Below are 13,886 nucleotides of genomic sequence, written 5' to 3' on the forward strand. Positions count from 1 at the left end.
GGCGGTCGCCGCATGACCGCCCTCCGCGAGTCTTTGCCGTCACGACACGATCTCGATGTCGCCGCACCCGCCACAACCCGCGAGGTAGCTTCTTTACAGTCACTTAGGCGCGTCGACACGCGCACGAAACGACTATCAGGGGCGATACTTCTCCGATGCGGGTGCTGTTGGTCGAAGACGACGACGGTGTCGCCGACGCCCTGGTGGAAGCGCTGCGGGCGAACGGCCACCGGCCTGCCCGCGTGCGCCGGGGAGCTGACGCGCTGATCGCGCACCGGGACGCGGACGTGGTGCTGCTCGACCTCGGCCTGCCCGACCAGGACGGCCTGGAGGTGCTGCGCAAGCTCCGCAAGATCGACCCGGTGCCCGTGCTGGTGCTGACCGCCCGCGGGGACGAGCGGACGGTGGTGCGCGGGCTGCGGCTGGGGGCGGACGACTACCTGGTCAAGCCGGTGCGGCTGGCCGAGCTGCTGGCGCGGATCGACGCGGTGGCGCGGCGCAGTGCGGCGCGGTCGCAGGAGCAGGACGACCTGGTGCGGGTGTCCGATGTGGAGATCGACCTGCAGAGCCGCCAGGTCGTGGTCGGCGGGCGGGAGATCTCGTTGACCACCAAGGAGTTCGACGTGCTGGCGGTGCTGGCGCGCAGGCCGGGCACGGCGGTGAGCCGCCAGCAGCTGATGGACGAGGTGTGGGGCAACGCGTTCGTGGCGGTGTCGCGGACGCTGGACGTGCACCTCACGCAGCTGCGCGCCAAGCTCGACCGGCCGGGGCTGCTGCACACCATCCGCGGTTTCGGCTACCGGCTCGGTGAGTAGATGCGGCAACGGCTGCTGTTGGTGCTGCTGCTGTTCTCGCTGTCGGCGGTCACCGCGTTCGCCGCGCCGCTGCTGATGAGCACGGCGTCCGAACGCACCCAGCAGTTCGTGATCGGCCGGACCGCCGACCTCGACCGGTTCGCGACCCTGCCCGGCGACCTGGTGGCCGCGGAGGCGGTGCGCTACACCGAGATCTACGGCGAGGAGGTCGTGATCGTCAACGCGGCCGGCCAGCCGCTGGTCGAGTCCGGCATGACGATCACCGACGTGTCCGCGCAGATCGACGCCGCGTTGCGCAACCAGCCGGCCGCGCCGGTGCCGACGGTCATGCCCTGGAACGGCGGTGACGTGCTCTTCGCCCGGCCGGTCGGGACCGGGACGAAGGTCGCGGGCGCGGTGGTGGTGCGGGCGTCCACCCGCGTGGCGGCGGCGTGGCGCGCCGGTGGGCGTTGGTGCTGGCCGGGCGTTGCTCGCGGCCTGCGCGTGCGTGCTGGTCGCGCTGGTGGTCTCGCGGTGGTTGTTGCGGCCGTTGAAGGAGCTCGACCGGGGGGTGCGGGCGGTCGCGGAGGGCCAGCGGCGCACCCACGTCGCCGACACGGCGGGACCGGCCGAGCTGCGGGCGTTGTCGGAGTCGTTCAACCGGATGTCCGACGCCGTGGCCGAGGCCGCCGACCAGCAACGCCGGCTGATCGCCGATGCCTCCCACCAGCTGCGCAACCCGATGGCGGCGCTGCGGCTGCGGGTGGACATGTTGCCGCAGAACGGATCCCTGCTGACCGAGGTGGAACGGCTGGAGTCGCTGCTGGACGGGTTGCTCGCGCTCGCCTCGGCCGAGAGCACGGCGACCGAACGCGCGGCGGGCGGTGTGGAACCCGAGCTGGCCGACCTGCAGGTGGTGGCGCACGACCGGGTCGACGCGTGGCGGGCGGCGGCCGGGTCGGCGGGCGTGACGATCACCGTCGAGGACCGCGCGCCCGGCCTCGTGCGGTGTGCCGTCTCCGACCTGGCCCAGGTGCTGGACGTGCTGCTGGACAACGCCATCAAGTACGGCGGCAGCGAGGTCACCGTCGGGTGCGACCGGGCCACGCTGACCGTGCGCGACAACGGACCTGGTCTGTCCAACAAGAACATCAAGCACGCCACCGAGCGGTTCTGGCGCGGCGACGACTCCCAGCGCGGCACCGGGCTCGGGCTGGCCATCGCCGAACGCATCGTGACCGCCCACGGCGGCAAGCTCCGGCTGCACACCGACGGCGGCCTGGTCGTGACCGTCGAACTCCCCAAGGAGCCGCTGCTGTGAAGCGCCGGGCCTTCCTGCTGGGCACGCTGGTCCTGACCGCGTGCGGCACGAGCGAACCCAGTGGCACCATCCGGATCGCGGGCGGTGAGCCCGGCGGGTTCTACCACGACTTCGCCGCGCTGATCTCCCGGCTGTCCCCCGGCCCGCTGACGATCACCCCGATCCAGACCGGTGGCAGCGCCGACAACCTGCGGCACCTCCGCGAGGGCACCGCCGACCTCGCGCTGACGCTCAGCGACAGCGCCCACCTGGAGTCCGGGCTGGTCGCGCTGGGCCGCGTCTACGAGAACTACCTGCAGCTCGTCGTGCTGGTGGACTCGCCCTACCGCACCGCCGCGGACCTGGTCGGCAAGCCGGTGTCGTTGGGGGCCACGGGTTCCGGTGCCGCGTTGCAGGGCGAACGGCTCGCGCTGGGCGTCCAGGAGGCGCACTACCCGCTGCGCAACGCCGTCGACGCGCTGAAGGCCGGCGAGATCGCGGCGTTGCTGTGGTCCGGCGGCGTTCCGACCCCCGAGCTGGACAGGGCGACCGGCATCCGGCTGCTGCCGCTCGACGGTTTCCTGCCGAAGCTGCGGGAGCGGTACGGCAAGGTCTACGAACGCGTGGACGTCCGCATGGGCGTCTACGGCTCGTCCGCCGACGTCCCCACGATCGGCACGCCGAACCTGCTGGTGTGCCGGCCCGGCCTGAGCGCCGAGTACGCGGGCGCGGTCGTGCGGCTGCTCGTGGCCAAGGCGGCGGAACTGGTGCCGCAGCAGGCGCTCGGCACCCAGTACCTCGACGTGCGCAGTCTCATCGACACGGGCAGGGTGCCGCTGCACCCCGGCGCGGCCGCGGAGTACCGGAGACTCCACGGCTGAGCCGGGTCGCCACGATCGTCAGGGAAGTCTCTGCCCCAGCAGCAGTGCCGCGGCCGCCGCGAACATCGCCGTCAGCGTGCCGAGCATCAGCCACGGCTTCGACGCGTCCGCCTGCTTCTTCTCGTACCCGATCTGCTCGCCGAGCGTGTCGTACACCCGGCGCAGCTCCTCGGCGGAGGCCGCCTTGAAGAACTCACCGCCGGAGATCTTCGCGATCTCCTTCATCGACTCGTCGTCGACCGGCACCGCCTGCTGGCGGCCCTCGATGTCGACCACGCCGTCCTCGGTGCCGAACGAGATCGTGGAGATCGGGATGCCGGCCTTCTTCGCGTCCTCGGCCGCGTCGAACGCCTTGCGGGTACCGACCGTCTCCTTGCCGTCCGTCATCAGCACGATGCGAGCCGGAGGGGGCCCCTCGGCGCCGCCGACGACCTTGCCGAACGAGTCGATCGACGCCATCGCGGCCACCAGCGCGTCACCGGTCGCGGTCGACTGGGCGAGCTTGAGGCCGTCGATCGACTGCGTGACGGCCGCGCGGTCCGTCGTCGGCGCCACCAGCACGGTCGCCGAGCCGGCGAACGAGATCAGGCCCAGGTTGATGCCCGGCGTGAGGCCCTCGGCGAACGACTTGGCGGCCACCTGCGCGGCCTCCAGGCGGGACGGCTTCACGTCGGTCGCCTTCATCGACAGCGACACGTCGACCACGAGCATGACCGTCGCCCGGTTGCGCGGGACCCGCTGCTCGGACGTCGGCCCGGCCAGCGCCACCGTCAGCAGCGCGAGCGCGGCCAGCAGGAACGCCGCCGGGACGTGCCGCGACCAGCGTTCCCGCTTGGGCGCGACCTTCTCCAGCAGCTCCAGGTTCGTGAACCGCAGCACCCGCTTGCGCCGCATGCGCTGCACGACCACGTAGGCGGCCAGCAGCACACCGATGGCGATCAGCAGCAGGAACCACCACGGGGCGACGAAGTTGGAGAAGCTCATGCGACACCCCCAGACCAGCGGCGCTTGCGCGCCACCACGAAACGAACCGTGTCCGCGATCCAGTCGGAGTCGGTCCGCAGCACCAGGTGCCCGGCACCCGCGCGGCGCAGCCCGGCGGCCACCTCGGCGCGGTGCTCGGCGGCCGCGGCGTTGAACTCCTTGCGCAGCAACGCCGACGCGGTCACCTCGCGCTGCCGGCCGCTCTCCGGGTCGGACAGCACGACGGTGCCGACCTCGGGCAGGTCGACGTCACGCGGGTCCACGACCTCGATGGCCACCAGCTCGTGCCGGGCCGACAACGCGCGCAGCGGCCGTTGCCACTCCATGCCGCCGAGGAAGTCCGAGATCACCACGATCAGCCCGCGCCGCCGCGGTGGCCTGCGCAGCTGCTCCAGCAACGCCGCCAGGTCGCCCCGCGTGCCCTCGGCGGCGCGCGGCGTCTCGGCGATCTTGCGGATCATCCCGCGGGCGTGCGCCAGACCGCCGCGGGCGGGGATCCGGACGTTCTCCGCGCCCGTGGAGACGGCGGCACCGATCCGGTTGCCGCCACCGCGGGTCAGGTGCGCGACGGCGGCCGTCGCGGCGATCACCAGGTCGCGCTTCTCGCAGGCCGCCGTGCCGAAGTCGAGCGACGGCGACAGGTCGATCGCCACCCAGGTCTCCAGCTCGCGGTCGGCGACCGTCTCGCGGATGTGCGGCACGGTGGTGCGGGCGGTGACCGCCCAGTCCATCCGCCGCACGTCGTCGCCGGGCTGGTAGGTCCGCGCCTCACCCGGCTCGGTTCCCGGCCCCGGGACGAGACCGAGGTGGTTGCCCTGCAGCAGGCCGTCGAGGCGGCGCCGCACGTCGAGCTCCAGCATGCGCAGTGCGGCTTCCATGCGGCCGCCGTGCAGCACCGGGGGCGCCCACGAGGGGCGCTCGGTGGTGGTCTTGTCCTGGCTCACGGCCTACCAGCCGGAACCGGCTGCTGCGGACGGGCGGACACCTGGGGCAGCGGCACGATCTGCAGCACGCGCGTGATGATGTGGTCGATCGGCACGCCGTCGGCCAACGCGTCGTAGGACAGCACGAGCCGGTGGCGCAGCACGTCCGGGACGACGTCCACGACGTCCTGCGGCAGCACGTAGTCACGACCGCGCACGAGCGCGAGGCCACGCGCGGCGGCGATGATGCCGAGCGACGCACGCGGCGAGGCACCGTAGGCGACCCAGCCGGCGACGTCGGTGAGGCCGTGCTCGCCGGGGGCGCGGGTCGCGATCACCAGGCGCACGACGTAGTCGACCAGGGCGTGGTGGACGAAGACGCGCGACGCCACGCCCTGCAGCCGGACGAGCTCCTCCGGCGAGAGGACCTGGTTCGGCGTGGGCGCCTCGACGCCCATGCGGTAGACGATCTCGCGCTCTTCCTCGGCCGTGGGGTACTCGACCTGGATCTTGAACAGGAACCGGTCGCGCTGCGCCTCCGGCAGCGGGTACACGCCCTCGTTCTCGATCGGGTTCTGCGTCGCCAGCACCAGGAACGGGTTCGGCATCGGGAACGTCTTCCCGCCGATGGACACGTGCCGCTCGGCCATGACCTCGAGCATCGCCGACTGCACCTTGGCGGGCGCGCGGTTGATCTCGTCGGCCAGCACGAAGTTGGCGACCACGGGACCGAGCTCCACGTCGAACGCCTCGGTGGACTGGCGGTAGATGCGGGTGCCGAGGATGTCGGCGGGCACCAGGTCGGGCGTGAACTGCACGCGGCTGAACGAGCCGCCGACCACGCGGGCGAAGGTCTCGACGGCGAGCGTCTTCGCGACACCCGGCACGCCTTCGAGCAGCAGGTGGCCCTTGGCCAGCAGACCCACGAGCATCCGCTCGACGAGCCGGTCCTGGCCGACGATGACCCGCTTCACCTCGAACACGGTGCGTTCGAGCAGCTGGGCGTCACGAGCCGGGGTGACGGGCGCCGATGCGTTCGGCGTTGCCTCGGCGGCGGGCTCGGTCACGGTGCGGGCCTCCATGTGGAACAGGGTTTTCCGATCGTGAACAGTCTTGCTCACGGGCTGTTCATTGGGTGTGAAGGGTGTCCAGGTCGGCCGGGGTGTCGACGTCGCGCGCCTCACCGGGCAAAGCGGACACCTCCACCGGGTCGAGCGTGAGCAGCGTCCGGCGCAGCGGCTGGTCGCGCGGCTCCGCGGGCATGGCTCCGCGCAGGTCAGCGGTGTTCCAGAACCCGATCAGCCACTGCACGCGGTCGTCTTTGAGCACGGCGTTGCGGCCTGCCGCGCGCAGCCTCGCGATCGTGTCCCGGGTGAGGCCGGGCTGGTCGACGGCGAGCACCGCGACCCACTCCTCGGTGACGTGCGCGAGTCCCGCGGCGAGCCCGGCCAGCGGTCCTCCGCCGGGCGGGTCCTCGCGGGCCCAGACGACGCCGGGCCGGTCTTTCTCCGGTCCCACAACGACGACCTGCGCCGCGTCGTCCACAACGGACAGCACGTGGTCGAGCAGCGTGGCGTCCCGGTAGGACAGCGCGGCCTTGTCGACGCCGCCGAGCCGTTCCCCCTTGCCGCCCGTGAGCACGATCGCCGCGTAGGTCATGTCCGGCCCCCGATGTGCGCGGCGACTCCGTTGAGGAAGAGCTGCAGGCCGAAGTCGAAGTCCGCCCCGATGTCGTCGACGTCGAGCACGTCGTCCTCGTCGAACACGCCGGCCGCGATGACCTTGGCGAGCGAGGGCATCGCGCGCGGGTCGACGATCTCGCGCAACGCCTGCCCGTACTGGTGGTTGAACTGGGCGGGGTCGTCCTGGAAGCCCTGGGTCAGCGTGGCGGTCAGCCGCGCCTCGCCCTGCACGAAGGTCGAGAGGCCCATCACGACGCCGATCTTCTCCCCCGGCTCCAGCGGCGTGTCCTCGAGAGCGGTGAGGGCGCTGTCGAGCCAGGCGAGGTTCTTCGGGCCGACCGGCGGGCCGCTGACCGGGATCTGCAGGAACCACGGGCGCCTGCGGATGGCCATGAGCACCGCTCGTGCCCAGGACCCGAGCTTGTCGCGCCAGTCGCCGTCCGGCAGCGGAGGCGGTTCCTCCATCGCCGCGTCCCACATCAACGCGAGCAGCTCGTCCTTGCTCTTCACGTGCCGGTAGAGCGCCATCGTGGCGTTGCCCATCTCCTGGGCGACGCGGGCCATGGACACGGCGGCGAGCCCCTCGGCGTCCGCGACCGCGATGGCGGCCCGCGTGATGTCGGCGGCGTCGATGGTCGGTTTGCGCCCCCTTTTCATACCCCCTAGTCAAACAGATGCGTATGTCATACGCTAATTTGGGTTTTGCGTATGAGGTACGCATAAAGGGGGTCATATGATCGTCGAGACAGAGGGTCTGACGAAGAGGTACGGCTCCACCACGGTGCTGGCCGGGCTGGACCTGAAGGTCGCGGAGGGGTCGGTGCTCGCGCTGCTCGGGCCGAACGGCGCGGGCAAGACGACCACGATCCGCATCCTGAGCACGCTGACCAGGCCGGACGCCGGGTCGGCGCGGATCGCGGGCCACGACGTGGTGCGCGAGGCGGCCGCCGTGCGCGGGGTGATCAGCCTGACCGGGCAGTACGCGGCCGTGGACGAGGAGCAGACCGGCCGCGAGAACCTGGTGATGATCGCGCGGCTGCGCCGTTCCACCAGGTCGGCTGCTCGGGCGAGGGCCGCGGAGTTGCTGGAGCGGGTCGACCTGGTGGACGCGGCGGACCGGCGGGTGCGGACGTACTCGGGCGGCATGCGGCGGCGGCTGGACCTGGCGATGAGCCTGGTGGCACCGCCGCGGCTGCTGTTCTTGGACGAGCCCACGACCGGGCTGGACCCGGTCAGCCGCACGACGATGTGGGACGCGATCGGCGACCTGGTGCGTGACGGCGTGACGATCTTCCTCACCACCCAGTACCTGGAGGAGGCCGATCGGCTCGCGGACCGGATCGTGGTGCTGCACAACGGAGGCGTGGTCGCGGACGGCACCGCCGACGCGTTGAAGAACTCGGTCGGCGGGACACGGCTCGACCTGGTCTTCGAGAGTGCGGAGGACGCCTTGCGCGCGCAGGCCGTCATCGGCGGCGTGGTGGACGAGGTGGTGGTGAGCGTGGCGTCCGACGGCAGTGCCGTGCATCTGCATCGGGTGCTGGACGACCTGTTGGTGGCACGGGTGCGACCGGCGCGGGTGTCCACGCACCGGCCGACGCTGGACGACGTCTTCACGACGCTGACGGCGGTGGCCGCATGACCGCCACGCTGACGCTGGTCGGCCGCAGCATCCGGCTGAGCAGGCGCAACCTCGACTCCATGATCATGTCGGTGGTGCTGCCGGTGATGATGATGGCGCTGTTCGTGTACGTGTTCGGCGGCGCGATCAGCCAGTCCGTCTCCTATGTGGACTACGTGGTGCCCGGGATTCTGGTGCTGTGCACCGGTTACGGCGCCACGTCCACCGCGATGGCCGTGACCGACGACATGAAGAAGGGCGTCGTCGACCGGTTCCGCTCGATGCCGGTCAGCAGCTTCGCCGTGCTGACCGGGCACGTCACCGCCTCGGTGGCGCGCAACTCCGTGGCGACGTGTGCGGTCGTGCTGGTGGCGTTGCTGATGGGGTTCCGCCCGTCGGCGTCGTTCGGCGGGTGGGTGCTGGCGCTCGGGGTGCTGCTGCTCTACGTGCTGGCGCTGTCGTGGCTCGCGGCGGGCTTCGGCGTGATCGCGCGGACGGTCGAGTCGGCCAGCCTGCTCGGGTTCTTCATGCTGTTCATCCCGTACCTGAGCAGCGCGTTCGTGCCGGTGACGACGATGCCGGCGTGGCTGCGGGCGGTCAGTGAGCACCAGCCGATCACGCCGGTGATCGAGACCGTGCGCGCGTTGCTGAACGGCCTGCCGGTGACCTCGGGCTGGCTCGCGCTGGCGTGGTCCGGCGGGCTGCTCGTGGCGGCGTTCGGCTGGGCGACCTGGCTGTTCAGCCGGATCAGCCGCCGCTGAGGTGCCCCGGCACCGCGCCAACTAGCCTTGGTCGTCGTGGAACTGTTCACCCTCGACGAGGCCCGCGCCGAGCTGGCGAGGCTGCTGCCGGTGCTCGACGAGATCGTCCGGCTGCGCGCCGACGCGGCCGAGCTCGCGTCCGGCGACACGGCCCTGGGCGGCCTGCCGGAGTTCAAGGCGGCCCAGGCGCGGCTCGACGAGCTGATGGAGTCCGTGCAGCAGACCGGCGCGGAGCTGAAGGGCTTCGCGCCGCTGCTGGTCGACTTCCGCTCGGAGCTCGACGGGGTGCCCGTGCTGCTGTGCTGGCTGGAAGGTGACCGGTCGCTGGACTGGTACCACCGCGCCGACCTCGGGTTCGCCGGGCGCCGCCGCCTCTGACCGGCGCCGTGATCTTCGCACGGTGACCGGATCGGTCCGCAGCACGGCCGGGTCGTGCCTGTCCCCCCGGTGCCGCGCCGGGGAGGCTCGGTGGCATGAAGCGAGCATTGATCGTCGTCGACGTGCAGGAGTCGTTCCGCCAGCGCCCCAACTGGGCCGAGGTCTCGAACCCGGACATCGTCGGCAAGGTGAACCGGCTGGTCGACCTCACCCGTGACGCCGGCGACCTGGTGGTGTGGGTGCTGCACGCCGAGCCCGGCAGCGGGAACGTGTTCGACCCGGCGTCCGGGCACGTGCGGCTGATCGACGGGCTCAAGCCGCTCGACGGCGAACCGGTGCTGACCAAGACCGCGCACAACGCGTTCACCACGACGAACCTGCAGCAGACGCTCACGTCGAGGGGTGTGCGGGAGCTGCTGGTCAGCGGCATCCGCACCGAGCAGTGCTGTGAGACGACCACGCGGGTCGGGTCCGACCTCGGGTTCGACATGACGTTCGTGACGGACGCGACCGCGACCACGCCGCTGCCGCACTGGCGGACCGGTGCGGTGCTGGGGGTCGAGGAGATCATCGAGCGCACCGAGTACGTCCTGGCCGGTCGGTTCGCGCGGATCTCGGATGTCGCTACGCTGACCGGATCGTGACCAGAGTCGTCTTCCTGCTCGTACCGGGAGTGCACCTGCTCGACCTCGCGGGGCCGGCGCAGGTGTTCTCCAGCGCGGTCGACTTCGGCGCTGACTACGAGCTGTCGTACGTCGGCGACTCGGTGTCGGTGCCGAGCCACCAGGGCGTGCCGCTGGGGGCGTCGACCGAGCTGCCGTCGTTGGAGGTGGACGACCTCCTGGTCGTGCCGGGTTGGCGGTCGTCGACGTTGGTGGGCACCGGGGCGTTGAGTGCGCGCGCTTTGGCGTGGGTGCGCGCGCACCACGACTGCGGCGGCATGGTGGCGAGTGTGTGCGCCGGGGCCGATGCGCTCGGTCGTGCCGGTCTGCTCGACGGTCGCCGTTGCACCACACACCACGAACTGCAGGACGAGCTCGAACGCCGCTATCCCGCAGCACGGGTCGTGCGTGACGTTCTGTACGTGGAGGACGGTCGCGTCGTGACGTCCGCGGGAATCGCGAGCGGTATCGATCTCGCGCTGCACCTCGTCGCCGTGCGCAACGGTCCGTCGGTTGCCGCCGCCGTCGCGCGCACGATGGTGGTCTACGCGCGCAGGAACGGCGACGACCAACAGGCGAGCGTGCTGCTGCGGCACCGTTCTCATGTCAACGAGACCGTGCACCGCGTTCAGGACGTCATCGAGTCGCGTCTCACCGACCGTCTTTCGTTGGCAGAACTGGCGTCGTTGACCGGTTGTAGCGAACGGACGGTCACGCGCCTGTTCGGCCGTGCGACGGGCATGACGCCGTTGAAGTACCAGCAGGCGTTGCGCGTCGAACGCGCCGAACACCTCATCGGCCAGGGCGCCACCGTGGAGGTCGCGGCCCGCACGGTCGGGTTCGAGGACGCCCGCATGCTGCGCCGCCTGCGTTCCCGCTGAGCCGCACGCATGCACCCCTGCGAGGGTCGACACAACCTCCCCACCAGGCTCTAAGCTGCCGCCGTGACGACTCTCGCGAACCGCCCCAACACCGCGTTGCTCGTGATCGACGTCCAGAACGGCGTCGTCGGCCACGCCCACGACCGCGACACGGTGGTGGCCAACGTCGCCGCCCTCGTGGACAAGGCCCGTGCCGCCGGCGTCGACGTCGTCTGGGTCCAGCACAGCAACCCCGAGCACATGCCGAAGGACTCCGACGGCTGGCAGTTCGTCGCCGAGCTGAAGGTCGCGGACGGCGAACCGGTGGTGCACAAGACGTACGCCGACTCGTTCGAGGCCACCGACCTCGAGGAAGTGCTGGCGGGCAAGAGCATCGGCCACGTCTACGTCTCCGGCGCGCAGACCGACGAGTGCATCCGCTCCACCCTGCACGGCGCCCTGGTCCGCGGCTACGACGCCACCCTGGTGAGCGACGCCCACACCACCGAGGACCTCTCCGAGTACGGCGCGCCGACGCCGGACCTGGTCATCGCCCACACAAACCTCTACTGGGAGAACCACACCGCGCCGGGCCGCACGGCGGGCACGGTCAAGACGGAGGACGCGTTCACGCCATCGTGAGCAGGTGCGAGCTCGGGCTGTAGTCGATCTTCCAGTCCTCGTACACGCCGCACTGGCCGCACCCGAGGCACCGCAGCCCGACGCTCACTCGTCGGTGATCTCCACCTTGAACACCCGGCCGTCGCACGCGCCGCACACCGACTCGACGACGTGCGTGACCTCGTACCCGCCCGCCTCGAACTCTCGGACGTACTCGTCGAGGCTCATGCCGCCAGCCGGTTGATCTCGTCGCTGCGCAGCACCCGCGTGGCCGGCTGCGCGCCCTTCGCGAGCGCCACCATCGCCCGCCCGAGCTGCTCGGTCGACGTGACGAACTTCGGGGCCAGCCGGGCCAGCACCGGGACCAGCCACGACGACCACGAGTAGAGGTACCGGTAGATGCGCGTGCGCGAGGTGATCCCGTGGCGCGGCTGGATGAACCCCGGCCGCACCACGAACGCCGGCCGGTCCAGCGCCAGCAGCTCGTTCTCGGTGCGTCCCTTCACCCGTGCCCACATGGTTTTGCTGTCGGCGTCCGCACCTTCGCCTGATACGTACACATACGTGCCACCGACAACACGGGCGGCCTCAAGCGCGTAGTCGTGCGTCACAGGCGTGTACTCGGCTTCGCTCAACCCCGCCGACGTCACACCCATGCAGTAGAAGCACGCATCGGCATTCGCCAGTTCGTCGGCGATCGGCGTCAGGTTCCCGAAATCCACATGCACGACATGCCGCAGTTTCGGCGAGGTCACCGCCAACGGTGAGCGCCCGACCGTGACGACCTCGGTCACCGCGGGGTCGAGCAGGCATTCCCGCAGCGCGCCCTGACCCACCATTCCGGAACCACCGAACACCACAACCTTCACGACGACAACCTAGCCCCCACACTGAGGTGATGACGCGAACCGTGTACCGCCGGCCGCCGGGCCCGTTGCCCGGCCTGCCGGCCGCCACCACCAGGACCGTCCAGCCGACCGACGACGCCGCGCTCGCCGACCTGGTGGAACGCGCCTGCGCGGGCACCGCCGACGAGCACCTCGGCGGCAACGGCGACGGCGCCGCCGAGATCGCGAGCTGGCGGCCGAACGCCGTGCCGCACGCCAGCTTCGTGATCGCGGACGCCGGTCTCCTGGCCGCCTCGCTGATCTCCCAGAGCGAGGGCGAGCTGTGGCTGGCCTACGTGATCACCCATCCCGACCACAAGAACCGCGGCCTCGGCACCGCGGTCGTCGCCGCCTCGCTCGCGGCCCTGGACGCACACGTGTTCGCCGGCGTGGCCGACGGCAACACACCGAGCGAGAAACTGCTGACACGCCTGGGTTTCAGCCCAGTGCGGCGCTGACCCGCTCGCCGTCGCCGGTGGCCAGCAGGTCCAGCAACGCACCGCGCAACAACGCGAGCGTCCTGGTGCGTTCGGCCAGGCCCTCCGCGGTGCCGCGCACGTCTTCCGGTTGCGCGGAGGCCAGCACCTCCAGCCAGTCGTCCACGGTAGCCCGTGCAAAGCCCGCCCACGGACCGTCCGGTTCCACCAACGACCGTGCGTAGGCCTCCAGCCAGAGGGTGAGCAACGGCCGATGCGCGGGCATGGACAGCCACTCCCACAACCGTTCAACCACCTCCGGCCCGGCACCAATGTCCGCCAACAGCGCCAGCTCATCCGCACGCGCACGGGCGAGCAACGCGCGCACGAGCCCGTCCTTGCTGCCGAACAGGTACAGCAGCACACGCGTGCTCGACCCGATAGCCGCCGCCAACGGCCGCAACGACAGGTCCGCCAACCCATGGGTGAGTGCGTAGCGATAGGCGGCTTCGAGCAGTTCGGTCTCACGCGCAGACGGCATGACGACCATCCTTGCACCACTGAAACACTCGTGTCAGCATGGCGACTGAAACACTCGTGTCAGTCAGGAGCGACCATGCTGATCCGCCCTCTCGACCAGCCCGGCGACCTCGGCTGGGTCGTGCAGGCCCACGGCGAGCTCTACGCCGCCGAGTTCGGCTGGGACACCTCCTTCGAGGCACTGGTCGCCAAGATCGTCGGCGACTACGCGACCGGTCACGACCCCGCCCGCGAGGCCGCCTGGATCGCCGAACTGGACGGCTCACGGGTCGGCTGCGTGTTCTGCGTGCGCGAAGACGACGCCACAGCCAAGCTGCGCGTCCTGCTCGTGCACCCGGACGCCCGCGGCAAGGGCGCCGGCAACCAGCTCGTCTCGACCTGCGTCGAGTTCGCTCAAAGCGTTGGCTACCAACGCATGGCATTGTGGACAGTCGACGGTTTGAGGTCCGCCGGGAAGATCTACGAGGCGCACGGATTCGAGCTCGTCGAAAGCACACCGCAGCACAGCTTCGGCCACGACGTGACCGGGCAGCGCTGGGAACGCGCGCTCTGACCGAACATCCGCTCCAGCCGGTG

Annotated in this window: 20 protein-coding genes; 11 read left to right on the plus strand and 9 right to left on the minus strand. The window is 70.9% G+C overall.

The features are described from left to right. The first annotated feature begins 155 nt into the window (after window positions 1-155). The gene (locus tag BBK82_RS45555) at window positions 156-815 is read left to right on the plus strand and encodes a response regulator transcription factor (RefSeq protein WP_065920463.1); all 660 of its coding nucleotides are present in this window, start codon (window positions 156-158) and stop codon (window positions 813-815) included. Between the two features lie 194 nt (window positions 816-1,009). On the opposite strand, the gene BBK82_RS55455 is transcribed toward BBK82_RS45555, so the two are convergent. Further along, on the minus strand, window positions 1,010-1,231 hold the full coding sequence (locus tag BBK82_RS55455; protein WP_083268639.1) for a hypothetical protein: 222 nt from the start codon (window positions 1,229-1,231) through the stop codon (window positions 1,010-1,012). Between the two features lie 26 nt (window positions 1,232-1,257). Between BBK82_RS55455 and BBK82_RS51310 the strand changes: the two genes are divergently transcribed. Together BBK82_RS51310 and BBK82_RS51315 are read left to right on the plus strand one after the other, a co-directional pair. After that, window positions 1,258-2,115, plus strand: coding sequence for a sensor histidine kinase (locus BBK82_RS51310; RefSeq protein WP_237047945.1), 858 nt, complete (start codon window positions 1,258-1,260; stop codon window positions 2,113-2,115). Then, a complete protein-coding gene (locus BBK82_RS51315; RefSeq protein WP_065920464.1) occupies window positions 2,112-2,975 on the plus strand; it encodes a TAXI family TRAP transporter solute-binding subunit in 864 nt (287 codons plus the stop codon). The genes BBK82_RS51310 and BBK82_RS51315 overlap by 4 nt, the downstream gene beginning before the upstream one ends. A gap of 18 nt (window positions 2,976-2,993) precedes the next feature. Here BBK82_RS51315 and BBK82_RS45570 read toward each other — a convergent pair whose 3' ends face one another. The 5 genes from BBK82_RS45570 to BBK82_RS45590 all read right to left on the minus strand — a co-directional run bounded on the left by BBK82_RS45570 (window position 2,994) and on the right by BBK82_RS45590 (window position 7,221). Then, window positions 2,994-3,959, minus strand: a complete 966-nt coding sequence (locus BBK82_RS45570) for a VWA domain-containing protein (protein ID WP_065920465.1) — start codon at window positions 3,957-3,959, stop codon at window positions 2,994-2,996. Next, window positions 3,956-4,837, minus strand: coding sequence for a DUF58 domain-containing protein (locus BBK82_RS45575; protein ID WP_083269008.1), 882 nt, complete (start codon window positions 4,835-4,837; stop codon window positions 3,956-3,958). The genes BBK82_RS45570 and BBK82_RS45575 overlap by 4 nt, the downstream gene beginning before the upstream one ends. Window positions 4,838-4,899: 62 nt before the next feature. Then, a complete protein-coding gene (locus BBK82_RS45580; RefSeq protein ID WP_065920467.1) occupies window positions 4,900-5,964 on the minus strand; it encodes an AAA family ATPase in 1,065 nt (354 codons plus the stop codon). A 46-nt stretch (window positions 5,965-6,010) separates the two neighbouring features. Then, window positions 6,011-6,541: a molybdenum cofactor guanylyltransferase gene (gene mobA / locus BBK82_RS45585; protein WP_065920468.1), complete on the minus strand. Its 531-nt coding sequence runs from the start codon at window positions 6,539-6,541 to the stop codon at window positions 6,011-6,013. After that, a complete protein-coding gene (locus BBK82_RS45590) occupies window positions 6,538-7,221 on the minus strand; it encodes a TetR/AcrR family transcriptional regulator (RefSeq protein WP_083268640.1) in 684 nt (227 codons plus the stop codon). The genes mobA and BBK82_RS45590 overlap by 4 nt, the downstream gene beginning before the upstream one ends. Window positions 7,222-7,297: 76 nt before the next feature. Between BBK82_RS45590 and BBK82_RS45595 the strand changes: the two genes are divergently transcribed. The 6 genes from BBK82_RS45595 to BBK82_RS45620 all read left to right on the plus strand — a co-directional run bounded on the left by BBK82_RS45595 (window position 7,298) and on the right by BBK82_RS45620 (window position 11,488). Beyond that, window positions 7,298-8,206, plus strand: a complete 909-nt coding sequence (locus tag BBK82_RS45595) for an ATP-binding cassette domain-containing protein (protein ID WP_065920469.1) — start codon at window positions 7,298-7,300, stop codon at window positions 8,204-8,206. After that, window positions 8,203-8,946: an ABC transporter permease gene (locus tag BBK82_RS45600; RefSeq protein WP_065920470.1), complete on the plus strand. Its 744-nt coding sequence runs from the start codon at window positions 8,203-8,205 to the stop codon at window positions 8,944-8,946. The genes BBK82_RS45595 and BBK82_RS45600 overlap by 4 nt, the downstream gene beginning before the upstream one ends. Window positions 8,947-8,982: 36 nt before the next feature. After that, window positions 8,983-9,324, plus strand: coding sequence for a DUF2203 domain-containing protein (locus BBK82_RS45605; RefSeq protein WP_065921890.1), 342 nt, complete (start codon window positions 8,983-8,985; stop codon window positions 9,322-9,324). Between the two features lie 95 nt (window positions 9,325-9,419). Then, on the plus strand, window positions 9,420-9,968 hold the full coding sequence (locus BBK82_RS45610; protein ID WP_065920471.1) for a cysteine hydrolase family protein: 549 nt from the start codon (window positions 9,420-9,422) through the stop codon (window positions 9,966-9,968). Further along, entirely contained in the window at window positions 9,965-10,867 is a 903-nt protein-coding gene (locus tag BBK82_RS45615; protein WP_065920472.1) for a GlxA family transcriptional regulator, read from the plus strand. The genes BBK82_RS45610 and BBK82_RS45615 overlap by 4 nt, the downstream gene beginning before the upstream one ends. A gap of 63 nt (window positions 10,868-10,930) precedes the next feature. Next, a complete protein-coding gene (locus tag BBK82_RS45620) occupies window positions 10,931-11,488 on the plus strand; it encodes a cysteine hydrolase family protein (RefSeq protein ID WP_065920473.1) in 558 nt (185 codons plus the stop codon). Between the two features lie 84 nt (window positions 11,489-11,572). Here BBK82_RS45620 and BBK82_RS55960 read toward each other — a convergent pair whose 3' ends face one another. After that, the gene (locus tag BBK82_RS55960; protein ID WP_257785418.1) at window positions 11,573-11,695 is read right to left on the minus strand and encodes a hypothetical protein; all 123 of its coding nucleotides are present in this window, start codon (window positions 11,693-11,695) and stop codon (window positions 11,573-11,575) included. Next, entirely contained in the window at window positions 11,692-12,336 is a 645-nt protein-coding gene (locus BBK82_RS45625; RefSeq protein WP_065920474.1) for a Rossmann-fold NAD(P)-binding domain-containing protein, read from the minus strand. The genes BBK82_RS55960 and BBK82_RS45625 overlap by 4 nt, the downstream gene beginning before the upstream one ends. Window positions 12,337-12,365: 29 nt before the next feature. Here BBK82_RS45625 and BBK82_RS45630 point away from each other — a divergent pair, with 29 nt between their 5' ends. Continuing rightward, the gene (locus BBK82_RS45630; RefSeq protein ID WP_083268641.1) at window positions 12,366-12,812 is read left to right on the plus strand and encodes a GNAT family N-acetyltransferase; all 447 of its coding nucleotides are present in this window, start codon (window positions 12,366-12,368) and stop codon (window positions 12,810-12,812) included. Here the strand turns inward: BBK82_RS45630 and BBK82_RS45635 are convergent. Then, a complete protein-coding gene (locus BBK82_RS45635) occupies window positions 12,793-13,311 on the minus strand; it encodes a TetR/AcrR family transcriptional regulator (RefSeq protein WP_237047946.1) in 519 nt (172 codons plus the stop codon). The genes BBK82_RS45630 and BBK82_RS45635 overlap by 20 nt on opposite strands. A gap of 75 nt (window positions 13,312-13,386) precedes the next feature. On the opposite strand from BBK82_RS45635, the gene BBK82_RS45640 reads away from it, so the two are divergent. Beyond that, a complete protein-coding gene (locus tag BBK82_RS45640) occupies window positions 13,387-13,863 on the plus strand; it encodes a GNAT family N-acetyltransferase (protein WP_065920477.1) in 477 nt (158 codons plus the stop codon). Window positions 13,864-13,886: the final 23 nt, after the last annotated feature.

Origin of the sequence: Lentzea guizhouensis (assembly GCF_001701025.1) — a bacterium.
GTDB lineage: Bacteria > Actinomycetota > Actinomycetes > Mycobacteriales > Pseudonocardiaceae > Lentzea > Lentzea guizhouensis.

Coding starts and splice junctions, on each gene's coding strand:
- BBK82_RS45640 (WP_065920477.1), top strand. CDS start 13,387: ATGCTGATCCGCCCTCTCGACCAGCCCGGCGACCTCGGCTGGGTCGTG.
- BBK82_RS45635 (WP_237047946.1), bottom strand. CDS start 13,311: ATGCCGTCTGCGCGTGAGACCGAACTGCTCGAAGCCGCCTATCGCTAC.
- BBK82_RS45555 (WP_065920463.1), top strand. CDS start 156: ATGCGGGTGCTGTTGGTCGAAGACGACGACGGTGTCGCCGACGCCCTG.
- BBK82_RS45580 (WP_065920467.1), bottom strand. CDS start 5,964: ATGGAGGCCCGCACCGTGACCGAGCCCGCCGCCGAGGCAACGCCGAAC.
- BBK82_RS45595 (WP_065920469.1), top strand. CDS start 7,298: ATGATCGTCGAGACAGAGGGTCTGACGAAGAGGTACGGCTCCACCACG.
- mobA (WP_065920468.1), bottom strand. CDS start 6,541: ATGACCTACGCGGCGATCGTGCTCACGGGCGGCAAGGGGGAACGGCTC.
- BBK82_RS45610 (WP_065920471.1), top strand. CDS start 9,420: ATGAAGCGAGCATTGATCGTCGTCGACGTGCAGGAGTCGTTCCGCCAG.
- BBK82_RS45575 (WP_083269008.1), bottom strand. CDS start 4,837: ATGGAAGCCGCACTGCGCATGCTGGAGCTCGACGTGCGGCGCCGCCTC.
- BBK82_RS55960 (WP_257785418.1), bottom strand. CDS start 11,695: ATGAGCCTCGACGAGTACGTCCGAGAGTTCGAGGCGGGCGGGTACGAG.
- BBK82_RS45600 (WP_065920470.1), top strand. CDS start 8,203: ATGACCGCCACGCTGACGCTGGTCGGCCGCAGCATCCGGCTGAGCAGG.
- BBK82_RS45590 (WP_083268640.1), bottom strand. CDS start 7,221: ATGAAAAGGGGGCGCAAACCGACCATCGACGCCGCCGACATCACGCGG.
- BBK82_RS45570 (WP_065920465.1), bottom strand. CDS start 3,959: ATGAGCTTCTCCAACTTCGTCGCCCCGTGGTGGTTCCTGCTGCTGATC.
- BBK82_RS45630 (WP_083268641.1), top strand. CDS start 12,366: ATGACGCGAACCGTGTACCGCCGGCCGCCGGGCCCGTTGCCCGGCCTG.